This window comes from Streptomyces sp. Root1310, assembly GCF_001426425.1.
In the GTDB taxonomy this organism is placed as follows: Bacteria; Actinomycetota; Actinomycetes; order Streptomycetales; family Streptomycetaceae; genus Streptomyces.
The window spans coordinates 509,547-532,677 of record NZ_LMEQ01000031.1; the positions used below are offsets into that span (position 1 = coordinate 509,547).

Consider the following 23,131-nt stretch of genomic DNA (forward strand, 5'->3'; position numbering starts at 1 on the left):
CAAAACGCTTCTTTGAACAAGCGCATACCCGACGCTCGAAACAATGCGGTGGCAAAAGCAATGACAGGGAGCGGGCGCGCACTCCGAGGAATGCGAATTCTCCATATTAGCTGAACTCTGTAGACGCTCTTGCCCTGGGCTCACGGTCTGCAGCTAGCTAGGTGCTGCGTCCACTTCCTGGCCCGGGTTCCCGATGAGCCCAGGGCAGATCGACAGCACACCGGAAAGTCCCGGGGCCGTCACTCACGGAGGTGGTCGGGAAACCCGTACGTGAGGAGTGGTCATGAAGAAGGCATACGAGGCTCCGACGCTCGTCCGACTCGGCAGCTTCCGGAAGGAGACCGGGCTCCTGGGACGCTCCGGCAACGACCGGCTGATCCTGAGCAAGAACTGACGACCGACGGTCCTTGACCCGACGTCATGACTGAACTGCACGAAAGTGCGGGGACGGGCCCCGGCGACGCGCACTTCGCGGTCTTCACCGACCGTGCGGACGCGGCCGCCGCGGCCCGCTCCTTCGCCCTTCCCGGAAGCCGGACCCTCACGCACGCGTCGGGCCGGCCCTGGCTGGTCGGCCACTGGCACGACGACGAGGTCGTCACGGGGAACGCGGGCGGCGCCGCCCTCGCCGTGGTCGGCTGCTGCCCTGTCACCGCCGACGAACTACGGCGCCGAGCCGCACGGTTGCGTGATCTCACGGAGCTCGACGCGCTGGCCCGGTCCCTTCCGGGCAGCTTCCACCTCGTCGGCGCCCTCGACGGGCAGGTCAGGGTCCAGGGCACCGCCTCCGGACTGCGACTCGTCTTCCACGCGGAGATCGATGGCCTGCGGGTGGCCGCCACCCGTGCCGACACGCTCGCCGCCGTCCTGGGCCTAGACCCCGACGTCGAGGAGCTGGCCGTGAGGCTGCTGTGGCCCGCCCCGTATCCGCTGTTCGAGACATCCCTGTGGCGTGCGGTCACCGCCGTGCCCCCGCAGGACGCCGTGGTCGTCACCGCGGACGGGCGCACCGCGCGGCACACCCGATGGTGGACGCCGCCGGAGCCGGTCCGACCGCTTGCCGAAGCGGCGCCTCTGATCCGAAGGGCACTGGAGGAGGCCGTCGGCGCCCGTACCCGGCAGGGCGGCGTGGTCAGCTGCGATCTGTCCGGCGGCCTGGACTCGACCTCCGTCTGTTTCCTCGCCGACCGCTCCCCCGCCCGCGTGGTGGCCAGTACCTGGCCGGGACGCGATCCGGCGGACACCGACCTGCACTGGGCCGAGCAGGCGATGGGGCACCTCCCGGACGTCGAGCACGTGGTCTGGGACGCCGACGCGTCGCCGCTGGTCTACGAGGACCTGCTCGGCATCGACGACCTCCTCGACGAGCCGACCATCGGCGTCATGGACCGATCCCGGGTCCTGCACCATCTGCCCGGCCTCGCCTCGCGCGGCAGCCGTCTGCACCTGACCGGCATCGGCGGCGACCACGTGGCATGGTGCTCCGAGGCCTACTACCACCGACTGCTGCGTACCCGACCGCTGTTCGCCGTGCGGCAGTTGCGCGGGTTCCGGGCGCTGTGGCAGTGGCCGCTCGGCGGCACGGCCCACGCGCTCGCCGACTCCCGGTCGTACGGGAAGTGGCTCGCCGACGCCGCCGGCCGCCTGCGCGGTCCGTTGCCCCCGTCCGTCGCGACGGGTCTCGGCTGGGGCATGGCTCCGCGCCTGTTCGACTGGGTGACTCCCGAGGCCGAACACATGGCCCGCCGGGCACTGCACGCGGCCGCGGCGAGCATCTCGCCGCTGCATCCGGACCGTGGCATGCACAGCGACCTGGAGCAGATCCGCTCGTGCACCCGCGTCATCCGCCAGTGGGACCGGATGGCGGCCCGCGCCGGTCTGCCGATGGCCTCTCCCTTCCTCGACGACCGCGTCATCGAGGCGTGTCTCGCCGTACGCCCGAGCGAGCGGGTCACGCCCTGGACGTACAAGCCCGTCCTGGGCGCCGCGATGCGCGGGATCGTGCCCGAGGCGTGCCTGCGGCGGTCCACGAAGGCCACGGCCTCCATGGACGCCTCCAACGGGCTTCGCGAACACCGCGCGGACCTGCTGGCCCTGTGGGAGGACTCGCGGCTGGAGGAGCTGGGTCTGGTGGACGCCGCCGAACTCCGCCGCCTCGCCCGGCGGCCCGCCTCTCCGGGATTGTCCGACGCCATCCTCTACTCCACGATCGCCGCCGAGGTGTGGCTGCGGGGCATCTCCGGCAGCCACACCCGTGTCCCCCACCTCTGATCACATCCCTACGTCAGAAAGGCCCTCACATGCCTCTGCGGTTCGGCGCCGACGTCTCCACGGCCGAGACCGACTACGGCACGGTGCTTCTGGACGAACGGGTCGGCGCCTACTGGGAGTTGAATCCGACCGCCACCCTGGTCGTACGCACGCTGATCGACGGCGGGGAGGAGTCGGACGCGGCCGCCGCCCTGGTCCGGGAGTTCGACATCGACGAGGCGCAGGCCCTGCGGGACGTCGAGGCGCTCGTGGGACAGCTGCGGAGCTCGGGACTGGCCTCATGACGACGCCCAGCGCGCTGGAACGACCCACCGGTGTGCCCATGGCCCGACGCCTGGCCGCCCACCTCGTCCTGCTCCCCGCCGTCGCCCTCGCCCTCCTGCCGCCCCGGCGGATCCGCACCGTACTCGGCATCCTGCGGCGCGGTGCCGCACCCGCCACCACCAGGCACGCCCAGAACGCGCGCGACGCCATGTGCGCCGCCAGCCTGCACTGCGCCGGACCGAAGGGGTGCCTGCCGCGCTCTCTGGGGGCGGCACTGCTGTGCCGGCTCGGCGGAACGTGGCCGACCTGGTGCACCGGCGTGCGCGTCGTCCCGCCCTTCACCGCGCACGCGTGGATCGAGGCGGAAGGCAGTCCCGTCGGGGAGGGTGCGCCGGAGGGCTACTTCGCCCGGCTGGTGGCCGTCGCCCCGCTGCCACGACCGACGGACCGATGACCGGCACAACGGTCGCGAACGGCGGCCCGGCCCGGGTCGCCGAGGGGGACAAGTCCACCCGGACGGCGGTGGCCACGATGTACCGGCTCACCGCCGGGCACCGGAACGCCATCGCCGTCGCCACCGTACTGACCCTCATGGGCTCCGCCCTGGGACTGGCCCAGCCACTCATCGCCAAGCACGTCGTGGACGCGAGTGGCCGCGGGCAGGTCATCTGGCCACTGCTGGCACTCCTCGGCGCGCTGTTCGTCACGGAAGCGGCGACGGGAGCCGCGGGGCGCTTTCTTCTGGAACGGATGGGCGAACGTGTCGTACGGCAGGTCCGGCACGGGCTGGTGGGGCGGCTGCTCCGGCTGGAGATGAGGGAGTACGACCGCCAGCGGGGCGGCGACCTCATCTCCCGGGTGACGGCCGACACCACCTTGCTCAGGGAGGTCGTGTCGCAGGCCCTCGTCGACCTGGTGACGGGAAGCCTTGTCGCCGCAGGGGCGATCGTCCTCATGGCGTGGCTCGACCCCCTGCTGCTGCTCATGGTCGCCGTCACCGTGGCCGCGGCGGCCCTGGTCGTCGCCTCGCTGCTCACGGGCATCCGAGGCGCGTCCGAACACATGCAGGACTCGGTCGGCGCCATCGCCGCCGACCTTGAACGCGCCCTCGGCGCCCTGCCGATGGTCCGCGTGCATTGCGCCGAGGAGCGCGAGGCTGCGGGCATCGGCGCACGCGTCGAGGCGGCCTACGGCGCGGGGGTACGCACCGCGAAGCTCGCCTCTGTCATGAGCCCCGCTGTCGAACTCGCCGTCCAGGGCTCCTTCCTCATCGTCCTGGTCGTCGGCGGCCTGCGCGTCAACGGCCACGCCGGCTCCCTCGGCGACCTCGTCGCCTTCCTGCTGTACGCCTCGTACCTCGTCCTGCCGCTGTCCTCCGTCTTCCACGCGGTGGGCCTCATCCAACGCGGGATGGGCGCCTACCAGCGCATCGACCAGGCGCTCCGGCTGCCCGTCGAGCCCACCGCACCGCGGATCCGAAGAGTCCCCGTCCCCACACCCGCGCCGACCGGGCCGTCCGACACCCTCGAGCAGCCCGCCCTCGCCCTGCGGGACGTCCGCTTCGGTTACGCCCCGGACCGGCCGGTCCTCCGCGGCGTTTCGTTCGCCGTCCCGCACCGGCAGCACGTCGCACTCGTGGGTCGGTCCGGAGCCGGCAAGAGCACGGTGTTCGCCCTGGTCGCGAGGTTCTATGAGCCGGACGCGGGCCACGTGCTCTTCGACGGGCTGCCCGCCGCCCAACTCACCCGTGACGCATGCCGCCGGCGCATGGCCGTCGTCGACCAGAACGCGCACGTCGTCCGCGGGACCCTGCGCGACAACATCGTCTACGCCGTTCCCGACGCCACGGAAGCGGAGATCAGGCGCGTCATGGAACTGGCCCGACTCGACGAAGTCGTCGACCGGCTGCCCGGCGGCCTGGCCGCCGTCATCGGCGAACGCGGCAGCACCCTCTCCGGCGGAGAACGCCAACGCGTCGCCATCGCGCGGGCGTTGCTGGCCCGCCCCTCGCTGCTCCTGCTGGACGAGCCCACCTCCCACCTCGACGCGATCAATGAATCGGCCCTCACCACCGTCATGAAGGACGTCGCCCAGGAGTGCGCTCTGCTGGTCATCGCGCACCGCCTGTCTACCGTGCAGCACGCCGACCACATCGTCGTGCTGCACGACGGCCGCACCGCCGCCGGCGGACGCCACGAGGAGTTGCTGGCCGTCAGCGCCCTCTACCGCGAGCTGGCCGCGAGCCAGATGCTCCGGCCGGGCGGGCACCCCGGAAACGGCGACCGAGCGGGGACATCGGGTTGAAGCCATGCCGTCCTCGCGGCCCGGTCGGCCCGAGATCCGGACCATGCACGGCCAACGGCCCAGCTGTCGCGGCCATGGGCTCACCAGTCATCTGTTGTCCGCCCCCCCCAACCGATCCCCCCACCGATCCTTCTGCCGAGTCCCGTTCGGCAGGGTCCCGGCGCACGTTCATCGCGACGACCACCGCGGTCGGGGGTGCCGTCGGCGGCGGCCTGGTCGCGGGGTCGCTCCCGTTGGGTGCCTCGGCGGCGACCGCCGCCGAGGCACCACCGAGTCCACAGAACGCGTACCCGGCGGAGACGGAACTCCCTCACCCTGCCGGCCGGCAGCCACCATCGTCGACGGACCCTGCGGCGTAGTCCGAGGTCAGTCGGTAGACGCCCGCCCGGGGCGCGGTCAGCCGGGTCCACGGACCGTCCGCGCTGACGCACGCTCCCTCGGCCCGCAACCACGGCGAATACGCGATCCGCACGGTGCTCGTCCCGGCGCGAGGCATCCTCAAGGTCAGCCCTGCCTCTCCCGCGTGCTGCAACACGGCCGGAGCGGAGACCAGCGGCAGAGTGTCGCGCACGCGGTAGATCTTCCAGTACCGGTCCTGCCAGACGAGCTCCAGCCAGTGTTGTCCCTCCTTGATCAGAGCGGTCTCGCGCTCCGCGGACCGATCGGGCGGGCCGTCGTGCAGCACGACGTAGCCCACAGCCCAGTGGCGCAGCCAGGCGTGGTAACGCGGCCCGTCGAGGTCGCCCTCGTAGAACAGGCGTCCCCGTTCCACGTCCAACTGCTGATTCCAGCCCCGCATCAGTTCGACGTGCGGGCCGAGGAGGGTGGCCCCGCGGTGGTCGCGATCCGTCGGCAATTCGACACGGCCGCGGTCCGCACCCAGGCGGGCGAGCGCGGCGAGCACTCCGTCGGTGTGCGTGACCCAGCCCGGAACGGGGTCCGGGCTCCGCAGATGCATCAGCGACGTCACACAGAGATAGGAGACGGAGAGAGCCGTCACCAGAGCCATCGCGCGCATACGAGTTCGGCGTACGCCGTTCCGGGTGGCTCCGGAGCGGCGGTGCAGCGCGGCCGCGAGCAACACCGCGGGGGCGAAGAGCAGGGCGAGGCGCTCCACGTTGTTGCCGATCGGTGAGGGGACCAGCCAGGTCAGGACGACCCCGGCGGCGTACAGGGCGCTGCCTGCCCGCACCACCCGCCACTTGCGCGGGGACGCCCACACCACGGCGGCGGACAACAGCACGGGCAGGATCATCCGGCCCGCGGCCATGGGCTGTTCGCCATGGAAGGGGAACAGCAGGGTCGTCAAGCCGACGACGGCGACGGGCGGGAGAGTCAGGGCGAGACACTTGCCGTACTGCCGGGTGACCAGATACCCGGCGCCCGCCACCAGCAGGAAGAGTCCGGCCACCGGGCTGCCCATGGTCGCGAACAGCGCCCCGAACGCGGCGGCGGCAAGCCGGGCCGGGCGGGGCGCACGGTCGGCCACGGCGAGCAGGCCGGCGAGAGCGAAGGCCAGACCGAGGGCGAACGTGGTGCGGCCGAGCACGACGTTGTACCAGAGGCCCAGCGCTCCGACCAGCCCGGGCCACAGCGACACACGGGGAACGGTGCGCTCCAGCAGCATGGCCAGCAGACAGGTGGCACTGACTCCGGACAGCACGGAGACAGCACGGACACCGAGCAGTGCCATCAAGTGCGGTGATATGACGCTGTAATTGACGGTGTGGACCCCGCCGAACCAGAAGAGCCCGTACGGCGTGACCGGGTGCCTGCCCACGAACCCCGCCCACGCGTACTGCGCGGCGAGGTCACCGCCGTCCGTCGCAAGAAGGGCATCCCACCCCCAGTACAGGGGGAGTACGGCGGCGATGGCGAGGAGCGGGACGCGGTATCTCGCCGCTCCGGACGACCGGCGTTCCCGGCGCAGTGCAGAGGCTGGGGGTTCCAGTGAGGCGGGGGTCGGCAGGGTGAAGGACTGTAGGGGCATATCGGCTTTCCCGGTGCGGTACGGACGCTGTACAAGCCCGCTGAGGAATTCGTGGCCCTGAGGGCTCCTGGAACTCGCGGACCCGCGCAGGCGTCACGGCCGGGTTTCTCCCGTCCGTCGCGCCCACTCGCGTATCGCGCACCACATCAGGGCCTCGGCCCCTCGGACGGCTCTCGCGCGTGCCGCCACCGGAGGTCCGGGCCGTTCGTTCGAGGCGCTGACGGCGTCACGCGGCAAGCCCGTATCAGCCCGCCTCCCGCCCGCCGGGGCAGCGTTGAACCACGCTGCGCGGATGGCGCAACTCGCTGACAGCGCCAGCACCAGGAGGCCGACATCGTGCACTGAACCGCTCCGGAATCGGTGGGAGGATCCGGACTGGGGCCTCCTACCCAAGCGGACCACGGACATCAGCCGGATCGCCCCCCGACCATGATCCGGACCATTCCCGGGCCGGCAACCCTCCACCGGCTTCAGCAGAGGCTATTTCCACAGGTCAGCCACAAGCAAGGCGTGTACCACCAGCAGACGAAGAACCTGCTGGTGAGCTACTCACCGAAGAAGCTGGGCCTCTACTGGACACCCTCCCGGCAGGACCCCTTGAGAGGGCCACGACACCGGTCGTGGCCCTCTGCGTCCGGGGTGGGTACCGGGGCCGGGTTCTACGGGCGGCCGCCCAGGCGCGCGCGCAGCAGATTGGGGTCGGCGGCCGTGGTGTAGGCGGCGCTGAGCACGTACACGTCCTTGCCGCGCAGCGCCACGGAGGTGGGGTTCTGCAGTCCGTCGGTGGCATCCAGAACGGTGGTGCCGGTGCCGTCGGTCCGGATGCGCACGACCGTGTTGGGGCCGTTGAGGGCGGCGAGGATCTCGTCCCCCCGGCCGGTGAAGGCGAAATCGTCGATACCGGCCAGGCCCGAAGCCTTGACCTGCGGTGCTCCCGCACGGTTTCCGGAACGGATCGGAATACGCAGGACGGTGCCCCGATCCAGGTTGGTCACCCACAGGGCTCCGCCGTGCACCTTCGCTCCGTTGGCGCCGAGGAAGCCGGTCGAGGCGAGTTCGGGGGCGGCGGACCACGCACGGGGTGTGCCGCCGGTGACGGGGACGGTCCACACGGTGCCGAGCACCGAGTCGGTGATGTAGAGCTGTCGGCTGTGCTCGTCCAGCGCCAGCCCGTTGGGCAGGCCTCCCGCGGGCAGTGCGGCGATGCGCTGCGGTGCCTGCCCGGGGCGCAGCCGCCACAGCCCCGTCAGGTCGGCCGTGCCGGTCGCGTACAGCACGTACAGGGTGCCGTCCGCGGTATGGGCGATGCCGGTGGCCAGGGGGAAGCCGAGGACCGGGGTGCCGACTCCGCCGTCGGCGGGGGCGGGCAGCGTCGCCAGGACGCGCGTGGCGCCCCGGCGGGTGACCTGTGCCACCTGGCGGCCGGCGGCGAAGGTGACGGCCGCCGTGCCGTCGGGCAGCAGGGTGATGTTCTCCGGCATCTGGCCCGTGGACAGGTCGAAGTGGGTGGCGACCCGCACATGTGTCAGCGGTCCTCCGGTGGATGTCGCGTCGGCGGGCACAGCCGCTGCGAGGGTGGCCGCGGCCACCACGACTGCCGACATGATCAGCTTCATGCTTCGGTGGGACATGGGGTTCCTTCACTGTTCTCGGGCATGCGGCAGCCGCGGTGCGATGCCGTGCGGTGCCGTGCGATGCCGTGGACGAGGGGTGCTTCGGGGATGGCGTGATCTGCCGACCGGCGGGCGTGAGGCCGTCCGACCGGCGGGCGTGAGGCCGTCCGACCGGCGGGCGTGAGCCGTCCGACCGGCGGGCGTGAGCCGTCCGGCCGGTGGGCGTGAGCCGTCCGGCCGGTGGGCGCCCTCGGGCGACGGAGGGGCTCGGGTCAGATGGTGCGGGTCTCGGCGCCGTGGCGCGGCTGGGTCGATTCCCGCGGTGCGGTGGAGTGGACGAGCAGGGTGAGGGCTGTGGCGGACGGGGAGCCGGGGGCGGCCGTAGCCACCACCAGGGACGGTCCGCTTCCTTGCGGGCTCTGGAGGGTCTGCTGGGTGACCGCCAGTGTCCCGACCAGCGGGTGGCGCATCTCGTAGTCGGCGACATCGCAGGCCTGGATCCGGTGATCTGCCCACATCGTGGCGAACTCCGGGCTGCGCATGGCCAGTTCGCCGATCAGTCCGGCCAGCAGAGGATCGTCCGGGAAGCGGCCGGCCGTCAGGCGCAGATTGCCCACCACGGCCCGGGCCTTGGCGGGCCAGTCGGTGTACAGATCGCGGGTGTGCGCGTCGAGGAACACCAGCCTGGCCATGTTCGGCCGTCGGCCCGGGTCGTCGGGGCTGTCCTGATCGAGATGACCCGCGAACAGCGCGTGTCCCGGCCGGTTCCAGGCCAGGACGTCGCTGCGGCGGCCGATGACGACGGCGGGTGTGCCCTCGATGGCCGCCAGCAGGGCGCTCGTTGCCGGGGTGACGCGTTCGACGGGCGGTCGGCCGACGGCCCTGGACCGCCTGGGTGCACGGGCCAGGGTGTGCAGGTGGGCCCGCTCGGAATCGTCCAGTCGCAGGGCGCTCGCCACGGCGTCGAGCACCTCGCGCGAGGCGTTGCGTGACTGGCCCTGTTCCAGACGGGTGTAGTAGGGCGCGCTGATGCCCGCGAGCATCGCGAGCTCCTCCCGCCGCAGCCCGGGCACCCGGCGCCGCTCACCGTAGGTCTGCAACCCGACGTCCTGGGGCCGCAGTTGGCTGCGGCGTGCCTGGAGGAAGTCCGCGAGGTGCCCGTGCTTGTTCATGTCACCGAGTATGCGTACGGCCGACGACCCGCGCCTCACCCCGCCGGGGTAGGGATCCCCGGGGTAGGGATCCCCGGGGTAGGCATCGGTGGGGGTAGGCATCGGCGGGGTCTGGTTCGGCCCGGCGGCGGTCTCCAGGATGGGCGCGTTCCTCTTCACCGTCCTCCGGGAGAATCCATGACCGCCACCTGCCCAGACCCCCGAAACCCGCTGGCCGGGATCGACCTGGCTCCCTTCGCCTTCACCCGGCGGTGCTGGGTCGACGCGACGCCGGACTCCGTCTACGACCTGATCAGCGATGTGTCACTGATCGAGACGTGGAGTCCGAGCGCCGGCGGCGTCAGCTACGCACCGGGCGACGGTCCGTGGGCCGGCGCCCGGTTCAGCGGCCGCAACCGCCGGGACGGGCGCGAATGGGTCACCCACTCCGAGGTGGTGCGGGCCGATCCGGGTACCGCGTTCGCCTTCGTCGTCGGTGGAGCCGACGACGGCATCGTGCGCTGGGACTGGCGCTTCCACGAGCAGGGCCGGGGCAGCATCGTCCAACAGTCCTGGCGGTTGCTGCGCGCCGACCCGATCCTGGGCGACACCCTCCAGGACGTCCATTCGTTGCGGGACCACATGGCCGACAGCGCGGAGTCCACCCTGCTCGCCCTGGCGGAGTGGATCGCCGACCGCCGCACCCCCGCCGGCCACCGCACCCGCACCCGCACCCGCTGACAGCTCGGGCCACCTCCGAACGGGCTGCCTCCGAACGACGCGGGGGTGCGGGGGTGCGGGGACAGCATCCTGGCGGAGGAAGAGACCCTTCTCCGAACGGCACCCCCTTGACCCCGGATTCCACTCCCAAACGGAAATTACCCGACGGACTTTTCCTGGCGGCCCCGGCATCCGCGCCCGGCGGTCCGGGCTCTCCAAAAGAAACACAGAGCATCTACAGGAGTGAAGATCGCTCCGCAGGGCACACGATGGATCGGAGGTTGATAACTATGGTTCCTATTCTTCTCGTTCTTCTGCTCGCCCTGATCCTCTTCGGTGCCGGTTTTGCACTCAAGGCCCTGTGGTGGATCGCAGTCATCGTGCTGATCGTGTGGGTCCTCGGGTTCGTGATCCGTCCTGCGGCAAGCGGCGGCAAGCGGGGTCGCTGGTACCGCTGGTAGGCGGACCTTCCTCACGAACGGAACATGGGTGGGCACCGGCGCCATGGCGCCGGTGCCCACCCATGTTCCGTTCCTCCAGCGCTCCGTTCCCCTGCACCAGCGGGACGAAAATGGTGATCTCGTTGATTCAGGGTACTTGGAGGTCGTGGCCGGAGGATGTTCGTGCCGCCAGGAACCATGGCCTCCAACACGACGCCTCCGGCCATTCGAGTTTTGCTTCGGGGCGAATGCGTGGAGGGCGAAAATCAGGGCACTCGATTTCCCGAGAAGGCGTTACCGAAGGTGATGACGTCACCCCGCAGATTCGACTGCGGGGGTAACGAGAATCTCGATGAGGGAGTCGTTTTATGAGTGACAGCATCTGGGGCTACCAGCCGACCACCGGCCACACCACGGGCACCGACCTGATCGGGTACACGGTCGAGGCCACCGACGGAAGCATCGGGAAGGTCGACAAGCACTCGGACGACGTCACCTCTTCGTACCTCGTCGTCGACACCGGCGTATGGATCTTCGGCAAGCACGTTCTGCTTCCGGCCGGCACCGTCAAGACGGTCGACCAGGCCGAGCGCAAGATCCATGTCGACCTCACGAAGGAGCAGATCAAGAACTCTCCCGAGTTCGACAAGGACAAGCACGTCGGTGACGCCGGCTATCACGAGCAGGTCGGCGGCTATTACCAGAACCACCGAAGCGTCTGACCCACGACGTCAGCCGGAAGCGGGGCCGACCTGAGGTACTCCGGTCGGCCCCGCTTCTCGGTCTGCGGCGGCCAAGCCTACGAGTGCCGCTGGCGGCGGGCCGGACGCCGATGCTGCGACGCATGAAGGATCGTGCTCATCCGGCGGCCGCTCTCAGGCGGCCGAAGTACTCCTCGCCCTGTCCGAGCGCGGCCGCCGGCGCCCGCAGCACTCCCGGCTCACCCGTAAGGCCTCGGCCTGCCAGCGCGGCACGATCTCCCGCAACTCCGGCAGTGCGGACGGCCATTGGTTCGGGCCGACCAGACGGAGGTAGTCGGGATCGTCCGGCCCGGTGTCCACGGCCGCGCGCCAGGGGCCGATGTCGATCTGCTCGCGCCGGTCGGCGCTGCCTGCCGTGCACTCGGTCCCGGTACGCGTATAGCCGCGGAACTGGGGCGAGTTGAGGTTCTCGATCTCCCGTCGGCGCTGTTCCGGGAAGGAGGGAGGGGAACGGAAGGACGAGATCGCGGGCCGTCGGACGGCGGTCAACGACAGATCTGGTCGAACTGGTCGGCGCGGCGGCTCACCCAGAACGGGTCGAGCAGCACCGTGTGTGCCGGTCTCCATGGCCGGGATCAAAGCACACGCCCGCAGGTGCGTCCACCAGGCGTCCCGACGGGTGAGACGCCGGTCGGCACGACGACCGGGACGGCGACCGGCACGACGACCGGGACGGCAGCCGGGACAGCCACCCGTGCGACGGCGGGGCACGGCGTGCCGGGCCTTTTCGCCCTCCCCGGCCTGCTGGTGCGCCGTCAGCATCTGTGGTTTTCTGACCTCATGACCGTCCTTGTGACCCGCCGCCACGTCGATTACGTGCGTGTCACCACCACGGGCTGTTCCACCGCGAGCTGACGCCCCACTCCGGTATCCGATCCCCCTCTTGATCCTCGCACCGCGCTGCCCTTCGCCCTGCCCGCGTCCCTGTCCGGGCAGCCGCCGCACGGTCGCTTCAGGCACCCCGCACGCCCCGGGCGCCCGCACGCCCCCGCACAAGGGAGAACCATGAGCCAGCCGATCGACTCCGTCACCGCCGGTCACACCCCCGAGGACGAACCAGCCGGACCCGACACCTCGGCCTGGTCGTTCGAGACCAAGCAGATCCACGCCGGCGCCGCGCCGGATCCGACGACCGGGGCGCGGGCGGTGCCGATCTACCAGACCACCTCGTTCGTCTTCCGCGACACCCGGCACGCCGCCGACCTGTTCTCGCTCGCCGAGCCGGGCAACATCTACACCCGGATCCACAACCCGACCCAGGACGTCTTCGAGCAGCGGATCGCCGCGCTGGAAGGCGGCGTCGCCGCGGTGGCACTGGCCTCCGGGCAGGCCGCGGAGACCCTCGCCGTCCTGACCCTGGCGAGCGCGGGCGATCACATCGTCTCCAGCACGTCCCTGTACGGCGGCACCTACAACCTGTTCCGCCACACCCTGCCCAGGTTCGGCATCGAGGTGTCCTTCGTCGACGACCCGGACGACACCGAGGCCTGGCGAGCGGCGATCCGGCCGAACACCAAGGCCCTGTTCGCCGAGACACTCGGCAACCCGCGCGGCAACGTGCTCGACGTACGGGCGGTGGCGGACGTGGCGCACGGGGCGGGTGTCCCGCTGATCGTGGACAACACCGTGCCGACACCCTATCTGCTGCGGCCCATCGAGCACGGCGCCGACATCGTCGTCCATTCCGCGACCAAGTTCCTCGGCGGCCACGGCACCACCATCGCCGGTGTGGTCGTCGACGGCGGCACCTTCGACTTCGGCGCGCACGCCGACCGTTTCCCCGACTTCAGCGAACCGGACCCCAGTTACCACGGTCTGAGGTACTGGCCCGCGCTCGGCCCGGGCGCCTTCGCGATCAAGCTGCGGGTCCAGCTGCTCCGTGACATCGGCCCCGCCCTCTCCCCGCACTCGGCCTTCCTTCTCCTCCAGGGCGTGGAGACGCTCAGCCTGCGCATCGAACGGCACTCCGCCAACGCCCAGGCCCTGGCCGAGTGGCTGGAACAGCGCGACGAGGTCGCCGTCGTCCACTATCCGGGCCTGGAGTCCAACCGGTGGTACGAGGCGGGGCAGCGCTATCTGCCGCGCGGCGCCGGCGCGGTCCTGGCCTTCGAGCTGCGGGACGGGGTCGAGGCCGGAAAGCGGTTCGTCGACGGCGTCGAGCTGTTCAGTCATCTCGCCAACATCGGCGACGTACGCAGTCTCGTCATCCATCCGGCGTCCACCACCCACAGCCAGCTGGACGAAGCGCAGCTGGCGGCGACGGGCACCGCGCCCGGCCTGGTGCGCCTGTCGGTCGGCATCGAGAACCTCGCCGATCTCAAGGCGGACCTGGAAGCCGGATTCCGTGCCGCGAAGGGCGCGTCCTGAACGCCGCACCGACGACCTCCAGGGTCCCCCTTCCGCCGGCCTCCGGGGCCTGGCGGGAGGGGGACCCTCCGGGGCGCCGCAGATGGCACCTGCGGGAAGGGCCGCTGCCGTTGGAGGCGGGAGGTGAACTCCCGGGTGTGCGGCTGGCGTTCGAGACCTGGGGGCGGCTCGCACCGGACCGCTCCAATGCCGTACTGGTGCTCCACGCGCTCACCGGCGACAGCCATGTCGCCGGGCCGGCCGAACCCGGTCACCCCACCCCCGGCTGGTGGGACGGGCTCGTCGGGCCCGGTCTGGCCCTGGACACCGACCGCTGGTTCGTCGTCGCCCCCAATGTGCTGGGCGGCTGCCAGGGCAGTACCGGGCCGTCCTCGCCCGGTCCCGACGGACGGCACTGGGGCAGCGCCTTCCCCCCGCTGACACAGCGCGACCAGGTCGCCGCGGAGGCCGGGCTGGCCGACGCGCTCGGCATCGACCGCTGGGCCCTGGTGGTCGGCGGCTCCATGGGCGGGATGCGCGCGGTGGAGTGGGCCGTGTCGTATCCGGAACGCACGAGCGCGCTGCTCCTGCTCGCCACCACCGCGGCGGCGAGCGCGGAGCAGATCGCCTGGGCCGACATCCAGCTGCACGCCATCCGCGACGACCCGCACTGGCGTGGGGGCGATTACCACGGCACGGGCCGGGGACCGCACGCGGGACTCGGTCTGGCCCGCCGCATCGCCCACGTCACCTATCGCAGCGAGCCCGAGTTGCAGGTCCGCTTCGGCCGCGCGCCCCAGGAGACGGAGGACCCCTGGAACGGCGGCCGGTACCAGGTCGGGTCGTATCTCGACCACCACGCCGCCAAGCTGGTGCGCCGCTTCGACGCGGGCAGCTATGTCGTACTGGCCGATGCCATGAACACCCACGACGTCGGCCGCGGTCGCGGCGGTACGCGTGCCGCTCTGCGCCGCGTGACCGCACGGACGCTGGTCGCCGGAGTGGGCTCGGACCGCCTCTATCCCCTCGGCCAGCAGGCGGAGCTGGCCGCGGGGATCCCCGCGGCCGATCACCTCCGGGTGATCGAATCCCCCCACGGCCACGACGGCTTCCTCCTCGAAGTGGCGCAGGTCTCCGCACTGGTACGCGAACTCCTCGGCCAGCGGGAGCCGTCGGGGGACTCCGCGCCGGCCTGAGGAGGACCGGGCGCCTTGCCCTTGACGCGTACGTCAGGGGTTAGCGTCTGCGCGCCGCCGGCCGGACCGGCCCGGCGGTCCGCGTCCGCGCGCCCGCCTTCGAACCCGTTCAGGAGCCCCGGCATGACCTCCCCCCCGTCCTCCGTCCTGCCCGCGACCACCCGCGAGATCCTGCTGACCGAGCCGCCCGGGGGGCTGCCGGGGCCGGAGCACTTCACGATCGCGCGGAAGCCGGTGCCCGCACCCGGTCCGGGACAAGTCGTCGTCCGCAACCGGTACTTCCTCGTCTTCCCCGGGCTGCGCACGCTCATCGGCGGCCAGGCCGACGGCGTACCGCTGCCCCGTATCCACGTGGGTGACACGCTGTTCGGACCCGCGGTGGGCGAGGTCGTCGCGGCCGGGCCCGGTGGTCCGTTGCGTCCCGGGGACACGGTCACGCATCTGCTCGGGTGGCGTGAGCACGCGCTGGTGGCGGCGGCCGACTGCGCTCCCCTGGGCGAGGTGCTGCCCGACCCGGTGGCGCATCTGTCGTCCGGTTCGGCCGCCTACGGAGCGCTGACCCGGCTCGCCGGAGTCCGCCCCGGCGACACCGTGTTCGTCACGGGCGCGGCGGGGGCCGTGGGGACGCTGGCGGGCCCCGTGGCGCGGCTGCTGGGCGCGGGGAGGGTCATCGGGAGCACCCGGTCGCCCGACAAGGCCGAGCGGCTGCGGGCCGAACTGGGCTACGACGCGGTCGTGGTCCCGGGAGCTCGGCCCCTCGACGAGCAGCTGGCCTCGGCGGCGCCGGACGGCATCGACGTGCTGCTGGACAACGTCGGCGGTGACCAGCTGGCCGCCGCTGTGCGCGCCGGGCGCAGGGGTGCCCGCTTCGCATTGGTCGGCGCCTTGTCGGGACAGTTGTCACCGCGCCGGGACGGCGGCAGCGCCCCCGCGCGGATCGACACGTTCCGGATCGTCAACCAAGGTATTTCGCTGCACGGTTACAGCGGAACGGACCATCCCGGGGTCGCGGAGGAATGGACCGGGCGGTTCGGGGACTGGCTGCGCTCCGGCGAGATCGCTTTCCCGTACGTGCGGATCCCGGGCATGGATGACGCGCCGCGAGCGTTGCAGGAACTGTTCCAGGGGCGGCACTTCGGGACGGTGGTCGTGGAGTTGCCGCCGACGTGAGGTGCCGTCGCGCGCGGTCGCGGCGGCCGGGACCGAGGACGCGAGGACGGACATGCGGATCGGAGACGCGGCGGCGGCCGCCGGAACCACACCACGGGCGCTGCGGTTCTACGAGGAACGGGGTCTGCTGCCACCGCCGCGGCGCACGGCCACCGGGCAACGTGACTACGGACCGGACGAGGTGGCGAGGGTCCGCGTCATCCGTGAACTGCTGGCGCTCGGACTCACCGTCGAGGACCTGCGCAGTTTCGCCGACCGGATCGGCCTGCTGGTGGAGAATCCCCGACGGCGGTGCGGGCCCCCCGACGACGGCGGGCCCGGCTCCGGGGTGGTCGACCGCAGGATCGCGGCCCTCGACGCCGAGATCGACCGCCTGAGCCGGCTGCGCGCCGGTCCGGCTGTCGTCGCGCCTCGCTAAATCGATCTAGCGCACGGTAGCAAAGCGACTCAGGCCGTGCGAGGCGCGAGGCGCGGGATCTTCGGTTGCGATCCGCGCAACCATCCGCGCACTCGCCCGTCGGCCGTCAGCCGTCTGCCGTCGGCCGTCAGCAGGTGACCGCGGCGGCGCGCAGCGGGGCGGCGGTCTTCGCGGTGACCTCCTCGAAGGTGACGCCCGGGGCGGTCTCCACCAGCGCCAGGCCGTCGGGGGTGACGTCGAGGACGGCGAGGTCGGTGATGATCCGGTGGACGCAGGCTTCCCCGGTGAGCGGAAGAGAGCACTCCCGGACGATCTTGGGTGAGCCGTCCTTGGCGGTGTGGTCCATGAGGACGATGACGCGGCGGGCGCCGTGGACGAGGTCCATGGCGCCGCCCATGCCCTTGACCATCTTGCCGGGGATCATCCAGTTGGCGAGGTCGCCGCGGGCGGAGACCTGCATGGCGCCGAGGACGGCGGTGTCGATGTGGCCGCCGCGGATCATGCCGAAGGAGAGGGCGGAGTCGAAGAAGGAGGCTCCGGGCAGCACGGTGACGGTCTCCTTGCCCGCGTTGATCAGGTCGGGGTCGACCTCGTGCTCGTGCGGGTAGGGGCCGGTGCCGAGGATGCCGTTCTCGGAGTGCAGGACGACGTGCACGTCCGGCGGGAGGTGGCCGGGGATCAGGGTGGGCAGGCCGATGCCGAGGTTGACGTAGGAGCCGTCGGTGAGTTCGGCGGCGGCGCGGGCGGCCATCCGGTCGCGGGTCCAGCTCATGCGCGTACGGTCCCTCGGGTCGAAGAAGAGGCGACGGAAAGGTGCTCGATGTGCTTGTCGGCCGCTTCGGCGGCTGTCAGTTCCACCACCCGCTGGACGTAGACGCCGGGCAGGTGGATCTCCTCGGGGGCCAGTTCGCCCGGTTCGACGAGTTCCTCGACCTCGGCGACGGTGATCCGGCCGGCCATGGCGGCGAGGGGGTTGAAGTTGGCGGCGGCGCGGCGGAAGCGGAGGTTGCCGTGCCGGTCGCCGCGCCAGGCCCGTACGAGGGCGAAGTCGGTGGTGATGCCGTGCTCCAGGATGTGCGGGCGGCCCGCGAAATCGCGGGTCTCCTTGGGCGGGGAGGCGACGGCGACCGCTCCTCCCCCGGCCGCGTAGCGCCAGGGCAGACCGCCCCGCGCGACCTGGGTGCCGACGCCCGCCGGGGTGTAGAAGGCGGGGATGCCCGCGCCGCCCGCGCGCAGCCGTTCGGCGAGAGAGCCCTGCGGGACCAGTTCCACCTCCAGCTCGCCGGACAGGTACTGGCGGGCGAACTCCTTGTTCTCGCCGACGTACGAGCCGGTCACCCGGGCGATCCGGCCCGCGGCGAGCAGCACGCCGAGGCCACGGCCGTCGACACCGCAGTTGTTCGAGACGACGGACAGCCCGGTGGCGCCCTGTGCGTACAGGGCCCGGATCAGCGCCTCGGGCACACCGCTGAGGCCGAAGCCGCCGACGGCCAGTGACGCGCCGTCGGCGATGTCGGCCACCGCCGCCGCGGCGCCGGAACCTACCTTGTCCATAGGGGAGTTGCCTTTCGGTCGGGGCGGCTCACTGCGCCGCCTCGCGCAGCGCGTCGGAGACGGACTTCACGCCGCCGTGCGCGGTGAGGCCGCCGTCGACGGGGATCTCCGCGCCGGTGATGAACGAGGCCTCGTCGGACAGCAGGAACACCACGAGCGGAGCGACCTCGTGCGCGGTGCCCGTGCGGCCGAGCGGTGTCTCGCGGACGTTCGCGTCACGGAACGCGGGTGCGGCGGAGGCGGTCATCTCGGTCTCGATGAAGCCGGGGTGGATCGTGTTCACGCGGATGCCGCGCGGGCCGAGCTCTGTCGCCGCGCTCTTCGACAGGCCGCGCAGGGCCCACTTGCTCGCCGTGTAGGCGACCGGATAGTGGCCGGTGAGTGCGGCGGAGGAGCCGACGTTGACGACGGAGGAACCCGGCGGCATCAGCGGGGCCAGATGCTGGATGCCGAGCAGCGGTCCGGTGACGTTGACGGCGTGGACGCGGGCGAAGTCCTCGGGCCGTACGTCGCCGACGCGGGCACGCCAGGTGATGCCCGCGTTGTTGACCAGGCCGTGCACCTCGCCGTGCGACTCCCGCAGGAACGCGGCCAGTTCGGCCCAGTCGTCCTCACTGGTGACGTCGAGGCGCCGGCAGTCACCGGTCGGCCGGGCGTCGGTGGCGATGACCCGGGCCCCCTCGCGGACGAGCGCCGCGGCCTCCGCCGCGCCCTGGCCGCGGGCCGCGCCGGTGACCACCACGACCTTGCCCGGAAGCCTCCCCCGCGGTTCGGTCACGGCCGCTCCCGGGTGCGGCGGCGGGCGGCGGGGAGCGGCACCGGAGCGGCGCCCGCCACCACCGTGTTGGAGACCGTGCCGATGGCCTCGACGGTGAGGGTGACCGTGTCGCCGGGCCGCAGCGGCGGCGGTGACTGCTGTCCGCGCACCCCCCACAGCTCCGCCAGGCAGCCGCCGTTGCCGCAGGTGCCCGAGCCGAGCACGTCGCCGGGGCGGACGACGGTGCCCCGTGAGGCGTAGGCGACCATCTCCTCGAAGGTCCAGCTCATGTGGGACAGCAGGTCCTCGCCGACGACCTCGCCGTTCACGGCGGCGGTGAGTGCCAGACGCAGGAAGCCGTCGGTGTCCCGGTACGGTTCGAGCTCGTCCGCGGTGACCAGGTACGGCCCGAGGGTGACGGCCGTGTCCTTGCCCTTGCACGGGCCGAGGCGGACCTGCATCTCCCGGGCCTGGAGGTCCCGGGCCGACCAGTCGTTGAAGATTGTGTAGCCGATGATGTGGTCCCGTGCCCGTTCGGGCGTGAGGTCCCGTCCCTCGCGGCCGACGACCGCCGCGACCTCCAGCTCGAAGTCGAGCAGGCGGCTGCCCGGCGGCACCGGCACGTCGTCGTGGGCGCCGACGACCGCGTACGGGTTGGTGAAGTAGAAGGTCGGGGCGTCGTACCAGGCGTCCGGCACCCCGTCGGCCCCGTCGACGGACCGTCGTACCCCTTCGACGTGTTCTTCGAAGGTGACGAAGTCCCGCACGGTGGGCGGCTCCAGCGGCGGCAGCAGCCGCACCTCGGAGACATGGGGTCCGGCCGGAGCCCCGAGGGCGGCGGCGCCGACGCCGAGCAGCGCGTCGAGGCCGTCGCCGGACCGGATCAGCTCCGTGAGCGAGCGCGCGCCGGACACCGGGCGGAGGGTGCCGTCCTCGTCGACGACGGCGACCCTGCGCCGGTGCTGGTGTTCGTAGGTGGCGAAACGCATGGACGGCTCCAGGGCTCCGGGGTGACTCGGCGGTGGCTCGGGGGGCGGGGGATCGGACCGGCGGCTCGGGGGGCGGGGGATCGAACCGGCGGCTCGGGGGATCAGACCGGCGGGGCGACGAACACGCCGCGGTCGACGTCGTTGAACGACTCCTTGGCGACGAGTTCGTTCATGGGGTTGGCGGTGCCCCACTGGTCGGCGATCTCGGGCTGGGAGAAGTCGTAGACGTGCGGGTGCCAGGTGTCCTCGTCCAGCAGCTCCAGCTCCGTCGTGTACTCGACGGTGTTGCCCTGCGGGTCGAGGAAGTAGGTGAAGGTGTTGTCGCCGGCCGTGTGCCGCCCCGGGCCCCAGAGCTTGCGGGCCCCCGAGCGGATCACGCGGCCGGAGCCGCGCAGGTACTCGTCGATACCGCGCATCTCGAAGGAGACGTGGTGCAGGGACGTGTGCGGGCCCTTGGCGATCGCCATGGAGTGGTGCTGGTTGCTGATCCGCATGAAGTGCATGGCCTCGCCCATCCGGGGATGCATGAGCGTGTCGGAGAGCCGGAAGCCCAGGTGGCGCTCGTACCACTCCCGAGTGACGTTCAGGTCCGGGGAGTTGAGGACGACGTGCGAGAGCTTGACCGGGATGGCCTCCTTCTCCTCGATCTTGCGGTGCTGCCGGGTCTCGACGTCGGCCGACACCTCGACGGTGCGGCCGTCGACGTCGAAGAAGCGGAAGCCGTAGCCGCCGCCCGGGGTCTCGACCTTGCCCGGCCGCGAGACCAGCCGGACGCCCCCGGCGAGGAGCCGCTCGGCGAGGGTGTCCACGTCCGCCGCGCTCGCCGCGCCGTAGGAGACCAGGTCGAGGCGCTTCTCGTCGGCCTTGCGCAGCCGTACGACATAACTCTCGGGGCTGCCCTCGGCGGCCAGGAAGGAGATCCCGGAGTCCTCGGCGACCTTGGTGAGGCCCCAGACACCGGCGTAGAAGTCGAGTTGCCTGTCGTAGTCGGGCACGGCGAGGTCGACGTGCCGCAGGTGGGTGAGCAGACGCATGGGGGTCAGTCCTTCCGGAGGAGGGCGGCGGCGTTGCCGCCTCGTACGGCGTGGAAGTCGGCGTCGGGCAGCCCGGCCGCGCGCAGCGCGCCGACGGGGTCCTCGGTGCCCATGTCGAAGGGGAAGTCCGAGCCGAGGAGTACGCGGTCGGCGCCGACGGCGCGGACCAGCTCCCGCAGGACGTGCGGGTCGTGGACCAGCGAGTCGAAGTAGAGCCGCCCGAGATAGCTGCTGGGCAGGTGGGCGCAGCCCGCTCCCGCGTCGGCGCGCGTCGACCAGGCGTGGTCGGAGCGGCCGATGTGGGTGGGCAGATAGCCGCCGCCGTGTGCCGCGATCACCTTCAGGCCGGGATGCCGGTCGAGCACACCGGAGAAGATCAGATGGGAGAGGGCGACCGCGTTCTCGGTGGGCTGGCCGACGGTGTTGGACAGGTACCAGCGGTCCAGGCGCTCGTCGAGGGTGCAGCCGAAGGGATGCAGGAAGAGGATCGCGCCGGTCTCCTCTGCCCGCGCCCAGAACGGCTCGTACGCCGGGTCGGACAGTTCACGGCCCGGGGCGTGGGAGGAGATCTCCACGCCCGACAGACCTTGTTCCAGGGCGTGTTCGAGGGCCCGTACGGCCAGGTCCGGGTGCTGGAGCGGCACGAGTCCGAGCCCCTTCAGCCGGTCGGGCGCCTGGGCGCAGTGCGCGGCGGTGGCCTCGCCCGCGAGCCGGTACAGCTTCTCGGCGGTCTCCTCGTCCGCCCAGTAGTGGTAGTGCGAGGGCGACGGACTGACCAGCTGCACGTCCACGCCCTGCGCGTCCATGGCGGCCAGCCGCACGGTGACATCGGTCAGCCGCGGGAGGCGCTCACGGACCATGGGGCCGCTGACGGCCAGGGAGGCCGGGCCGTTGCGCCGGGCGTCCAGCTCCCTGGCCGCGGTCAGACCGGGGAGCCCCGCGACGAGGGCGTCGACCTCGGGGAGCAGCACGTGGGCGTGCACGTCGACGGTCGGCGACGGGTGGTCGGTCACGGCAGCTCCTTGAGCATCGTCATCGTCCGGCCGATCAGGCCCGGTACGTCGGCGTCGCGCACGCCGTCCAGCTGCCACTGCCCGAGCTGCACGGACGCCTCGACCACGGCCCGCACCCGGGGGATGCGGCGCTCGTAGTACCGCTGGAGCAGGTCGTCGTCCCAGTCCTGGCCGGTGGTGAGGAGTTCGACGAGGACGGAGGCGTCCTCCAGGGACATGGCCGCGCCCTGCGCGAGGGTGGGCGGGCAGCAGTGCGCGGCGTCGCCGACCAGCACCACCCTGCCGCGGTGCCAGGAGCCCTCGACCAGCAGACGGTCGAACCAGGTGTAGTTGACCTTCGCCGGGTCCGTGATGTGCGGGGTGATCTCGGCCCAGTGGCCGCCGTATCCCCGCGCGAGCCGGCGCATCTCGTCGGCGTAGTGGGCCGGGTCGATGGAGGCGCGGTCGCGGCACGGCTCGACGACGTAGGCGTAGAGGGTGTGCTCGCCGGTCGGGCAGTAGCCGGCGATGTACGCCGGGCCGCCGTAGGCCAGGTCGGTGCGCACCAGGCCCGCGGGGCGTGGCGCGGTGGTGCGCCAGATGGCCATGCCGGTGGGCTCGGGTTTCGTCGTGATGCCGATGGCTGCGCGGGTGGCGGAGTTGAGTCCGTCGGCGGCGATCACCAGGTCGTACCGGGCGGTGGAGCCGTCGCTGAAGCGCGCCGTGACGCCTTCGGCGTCCTGGTCCAGGGTCTCGGCGGTGGTGCCCAGGCGGACGCCGGCGCCACTGGCGCGGACGGCGTCGATGAGGATCTGCTGCAACCGGGGCCGCTGCATGCCCAGGGTGGCGGGCAGGTCGTCGCCGCCGGTCCGGATGTCCTCGGCCTCGTGGAGAACGGTGCCGTCGGGGGCGACGACGCCCAGCGAACCGAAGGCCCAGCCGGAGGATTCGACCTCGTCCTGGACGCCGATCTCGCGCAGCACGCGCAGGGCGTTGCCCTGGAGGGTGATGCCGGAACCGGTCGTGGCGTTCCAGTCGGGCCTGGCCTCGATCAGGTCCACGGCGACGCCGGCGCGCCGCAGCAGGACGGTCACGGCGTTGCCTGCGGCGCCGCCGCCGATGACGAGGACCGTGCGGGGTGTGGTCATGGGAAGCTCCCTT

General features: G+C 71.9%; 22 protein-coding genes and 1 pseudogene. 12 read left to right on the forward strand and 11 right to left on the reverse strand.

Annotated features, from left to right (window positions below):
- The first annotated feature begins 283 nt into the window (after nucleotides 1-283).
- The 5 genes from ASD48_RS43860 to ASD48_RS32970 are packed head-to-tail and all read left to right on the forward strand — an operon-like array spanning nucleotide 284 to nucleotide 4,839.
- Nucleotides 284-394 (forward strand): keywimysin-related RiPP, encoded by a 111-nt coding sequence (locus tag ASD48_RS43860; protein WP_019759430.1) that lies wholly within the window; start codon nucleotides 284-286, stop codon nucleotides 392-394.
- A gap of 26 nt (nucleotides 395-420) precedes the next feature.
- Entirely contained in the window at nucleotides 421-2,271 is a 1,851-nt protein-coding gene (locus tag ASD48_RS32955) for a lasso peptide isopeptide bond-forming cyclase (protein ID WP_057605464.1), read from the forward strand.
- A gap of 29 nt (nucleotides 2,272-2,300) precedes the next feature.
- Nucleotides 2,301-2,555 carry a lasso peptide biosynthesis PqqD family chaperone gene (locus tag ASD48_RS32960; protein ID WP_057605465.1) on the forward strand — a complete coding sequence of 85 codons (255 nt, stop codon included), beginning with the start codon at nucleotides 2,301-2,303 and terminating at the stop codon, nucleotides 2,553-2,555.
- On the forward strand, nucleotides 2,552-2,989 hold the full coding sequence (locus ASD48_RS32965; RefSeq protein ID WP_057605466.1) for a lasso peptide biosynthesis B2 protein: 438 nt from the start codon (nucleotides 2,552-2,554) through the stop codon (nucleotides 2,987-2,989). The genes ASD48_RS32960 and ASD48_RS32965 overlap by 4 nt, the downstream gene beginning before the upstream one ends.
- Nucleotides 2,986-4,839, forward strand: coding sequence for an ABC transporter ATP-binding protein (locus ASD48_RS32970; protein ID WP_057605467.1), 1,854 nt, complete (start codon nucleotides 2,986-2,988; stop codon nucleotides 4,837-4,839). Before ASD48_RS32965 ends, ASD48_RS32970 begins: the two co-directional genes overlap by 4 nt.
- A gap of 310 nt (nucleotides 4,840-5,149) precedes the next feature.
- Here the strand turns inward: ASD48_RS32970 and ASD48_RS32975 are convergent, their stop codons facing one another.
- From ASD48_RS32975 to ASD48_RS32985, 3 genes are all read right to left on the reverse strand, one after another.
- A complete protein-coding gene (locus tag ASD48_RS32975; RefSeq protein WP_242432804.1) occupies nucleotides 5,150-6,829 on the reverse strand; it encodes a hypothetical protein in 1,680 nt (559 codons plus the stop codon).
- A 659-nt stretch (nucleotides 6,830-7,488) separates the two neighbouring features.
- The gene (locus tag ASD48_RS32980; protein WP_057605468.1) at nucleotides 7,489-8,460 is read right to left on the reverse strand and encodes a hypothetical protein; all 972 of its coding nucleotides are present in this window, start codon (nucleotides 8,458-8,460) and stop codon (nucleotides 7,489-7,491) included.
- 254 nt (nucleotides 8,461-8,714) lie between these two features.
- Complete coding sequence (locus tag ASD48_RS32985; RefSeq protein ID WP_057605598.1) at nucleotides 8,715-9,614, reverse strand: helix-turn-helix transcriptional regulator; 900 nt, start codon at nucleotides 9,612-9,614, stop codon at nucleotides 8,715-8,717.
- 177 nt (nucleotides 9,615-9,791) lie between these two features.
- On the opposite strand from ASD48_RS32985, the gene ASD48_RS32990 reads away from it, so the two are divergent.
- From ASD48_RS32990 to ASD48_RS33000, 3 genes are all read left to right on the forward strand, one after another.
- Nucleotides 9,792-10,334, forward strand: a complete 543-nt coding sequence (locus ASD48_RS32990; RefSeq protein ID WP_057605469.1) for an SRPBCC family protein — start codon at nucleotides 9,792-9,794, stop codon at nucleotides 10,332-10,334.
- A gap of 269 nt (nucleotides 10,335-10,603) precedes the next feature.
- Complete coding sequence (locus tag ASD48_RS32995) at nucleotides 10,604-10,774, forward strand: hypothetical protein (RefSeq protein ID WP_057605601.1); 171 nt, start codon at nucleotides 10,604-10,606, stop codon at nucleotides 10,772-10,774.
- A gap of 347 nt (nucleotides 10,775-11,121) precedes the next feature.
- Nucleotides 11,122-11,475: a PRC-barrel domain-containing protein gene (locus tag ASD48_RS33000; RefSeq protein WP_057605470.1), complete on the forward strand. Its 354-nt coding sequence runs from the start codon at nucleotides 11,122-11,124 to the stop codon at nucleotides 11,473-11,475.
- 258 nt (nucleotides 11,476-11,733) lie between these two features.
- On the opposite strand, the pseudogene ASD48_RS45785 reads toward ASD48_RS33000, so the two are convergent.
- Nucleotides 11,734-11,928: pseudogene (locus tag ASD48_RS45785) on the reverse strand (2-oxoglutarate and iron-dependent oxygenase domain-containing protein); the annotation flags it as partial.
- Nucleotides 11,929-12,519: 591 nt separating this feature from the next.
- Here ASD48_RS45785 and ASD48_RS33010 point away from each other — a divergent pair.
- From ASD48_RS33010 to ASD48_RS33025, 4 genes are all read left to right on the forward strand, one after another.
- Nucleotides 12,520-13,881, forward strand: a complete 1,362-nt coding sequence (locus tag ASD48_RS33010) for a bifunctional o-acetylhomoserine/o-acetylserine sulfhydrylase (protein WP_079074121.1) — start codon at nucleotides 12,520-12,522, stop codon at nucleotides 13,879-13,881.
- Nucleotides 13,878-15,056 carry a homoserine O-acetyltransferase gene (locus ASD48_RS33015; RefSeq protein WP_199876086.1) on the forward strand — a complete coding sequence of 393 codons (1,179 nt, stop codon included), beginning with the start codon at nucleotides 13,878-13,880 and terminating at the stop codon, nucleotides 15,054-15,056. The genes ASD48_RS33010 and ASD48_RS33015 overlap by 4 nt, the downstream gene beginning before the upstream one ends.
- A 123-nt stretch (nucleotides 15,057-15,179) precedes the next feature.
- A complete protein-coding gene (locus ASD48_RS33020; RefSeq protein ID WP_057605473.1) occupies nucleotides 15,180-16,226 on the forward strand; it encodes an NADP-dependent oxidoreductase in 1,047 nt (348 codons plus the stop codon).
- Nucleotides 16,227-16,278: 52 nt separating this feature from the next.
- The gene (locus tag ASD48_RS33025) at nucleotides 16,279-16,644 is read left to right on the forward strand and encodes a MerR family transcriptional regulator (protein ID WP_057605605.1); all 366 of its coding nucleotides are present in this window, start codon (nucleotides 16,279-16,281) and stop codon (nucleotides 16,642-16,644) included.
- Between the two features lie 127 nt (nucleotides 16,645-16,771).
- Here ASD48_RS33025 and ASD48_RS33030 read toward each other — a convergent pair whose 3' ends face one another.
- The 7 genes from ASD48_RS33030 to ASD48_RS33060 form a co-directional block, all read right to left on the reverse strand.
- A complete protein-coding gene (locus tag ASD48_RS33030; protein ID WP_057605474.1) occupies nucleotides 16,772-17,416 on the reverse strand; it encodes a CoA transferase subunit B in 645 nt (214 codons plus the stop codon).
- The gene (locus tag ASD48_RS33035; RefSeq protein WP_057605475.1) at nucleotides 17,413-18,198 is read right to left on the reverse strand and encodes a CoA transferase subunit A; all 786 of its coding nucleotides are present in this window, start codon (nucleotides 18,196-18,198) and stop codon (nucleotides 17,413-17,415) included. The genes ASD48_RS33030 and ASD48_RS33035 overlap by 4 nt, the downstream gene beginning before the upstream one ends.
- Before the next feature lie 28 nt (nucleotides 18,199-18,226).
- Nucleotides 18,227-18,976: an SDR family oxidoreductase gene (locus ASD48_RS33040; protein WP_057605476.1), complete on the reverse strand. Its 750-nt coding sequence runs from the start codon at nucleotides 18,974-18,976 to the stop codon at nucleotides 18,227-18,229.
- Complete coding sequence (locus tag ASD48_RS33045; RefSeq protein WP_057605477.1) at nucleotides 18,973-19,944, reverse strand: fumarylacetoacetate hydrolase family protein; 972 nt, start codon at nucleotides 19,942-19,944, stop codon at nucleotides 18,973-18,975. Before ASD48_RS33045 ends, ASD48_RS33040 begins: the two co-directional genes overlap by 4 nt.
- Nucleotides 19,945-20,045: 101 nt before the next feature.
- A complete protein-coding gene (locus ASD48_RS33050; protein WP_057605478.1) occupies nucleotides 20,046-20,978 on the reverse strand; it encodes a VOC family protein in 933 nt (310 codons plus the stop codon).
- A gap of 5 nt (nucleotides 20,979-20,983) precedes the next feature.
- Nucleotides 20,984-21,991 (reverse strand): amidohydrolase family protein, encoded by a 1,008-nt coding sequence (locus tag ASD48_RS33055; protein WP_057605479.1) that lies wholly within the window; start codon nucleotides 21,989-21,991, stop codon nucleotides 20,984-20,986.
- A complete protein-coding gene (locus ASD48_RS33060; RefSeq protein WP_057605480.1) occupies nucleotides 21,988-23,118 on the reverse strand; it encodes an FAD-dependent oxidoreductase in 1,131 nt (376 codons plus the stop codon). Before ASD48_RS33060 ends, ASD48_RS33055 begins: the two co-directional genes overlap by 4 nt.
- Between the last annotated feature and the right edge of the window lie 13 nt (nucleotides 23,119-23,131).

Coding starts and splice junctions, on each gene's coding strand:
- ASD48_RS33050 (WP_057605478.1), bottom strand. CDS start 20,978: ATGCGTCTGCTCACCCACCTGCGGCACGTCGACCTCGCCGTGCCCGAC.
- ASD48_RS32980 (WP_057605468.1), bottom strand. CDS start 8,460: ATGTCCCACCGAAGCATGAAGCTGATCATGTCGGCAGTCGTGGTGGCC.
- ASD48_RS32970 (WP_057605467.1), top strand. CDS start 2,986: ATGACCGGCACAACGGTCGCGAACGGCGGCCCGGCCCGGGTCGCCGAG.
- ASD48_RS33010 (WP_079074121.1), top strand. CDS start 12,520: ATGAGCCAGCCGATCGACTCCGTCACCGCCGGTCACACCCCCGAGGAC.
- ASD48_RS32975 (WP_242432804.1), bottom strand. CDS start 6,829: ATGCCCCTACAGTCCTTCACCCTGCCGACCCCCGCCTCACTGGAACCC.
- ASD48_RS33035 (WP_057605475.1), bottom strand. CDS start 18,198: ATGGACAAGGTAGGTTCCGGCGCCGCGGCGGCGGTGGCCGACATCGCC.
- ASD48_RS33025 (WP_057605605.1), top strand. CDS start 16,279: ATGCGGATCGGAGACGCGGCGGCGGCCGCCGGAACCACACCACGGGCG.
- ASD48_RS32995 (WP_057605601.1), top strand. CDS start 10,604: ATGGTTCCTATTCTTCTCGTTCTTCTGCTCGCCCTGATCCTCTTCGGT.
- ASD48_RS32965 (WP_057605466.1), top strand. CDS start 2,552: ATGACGACGCCCAGCGCGCTGGAACGACCCACCGGTGTGCCCATGGCC.
- ASD48_RS32985 (WP_057605598.1), bottom strand. CDS start 9,614: ATGAACAAGCACGGGCACCTCGCGGACTTCCTCCAGGCACGCCGCAGC.
- ASD48_RS43860 (WP_019759430.1), top strand. CDS start 284: ATGAAGAAGGCATACGAGGCTCCGACGCTCGTCCGACTCGGCAGCTTC.
- ASD48_RS32955 (WP_057605464.1), top strand. CDS start 421: ATGACTGAACTGCACGAAAGTGCGGGGACGGGCCCCGGCGACGCGCAC.
- ASD48_RS33060 (WP_057605480.1), bottom strand. CDS start 23,118: ATGACCACACCCCGCACGGTCCTCGTCATCGGCGGCGGCGCCGCAGGC.
- ASD48_RS32990 (WP_057605469.1), top strand. CDS start 9,792: ATGACCGCCACCTGCCCAGACCCCCGAAACCCGCTGGCCGGGATCGAC.
- ASD48_RS32960 (WP_057605465.1), top strand. CDS start 2,301: ATGCCTCTGCGGTTCGGCGCCGACGTCTCCACGGCCGAGACCGACTAC.
- ASD48_RS33000 (WP_057605470.1), top strand. CDS start 11,122: ATGAGTGACAGCATCTGGGGCTACCAGCCGACCACCGGCCACACCACG.
- ASD48_RS33020 (WP_057605473.1), top strand. CDS start 15,180: ATGACCTCCCCCCCGTCCTCCGTCCTGCCCGCGACCACCCGCGAGATC.
- ASD48_RS33030 (WP_057605474.1), bottom strand. CDS start 17,416: ATGAGCTGGACCCGCGACCGGATGGCCGCCCGCGCCGCCGCCGAACTC.
- ASD48_RS33045 (WP_057605477.1), bottom strand. CDS start 19,944: ATGCGTTTCGCCACCTACGAACACCAGCACCGGCGCAGGGTCGCCGTC.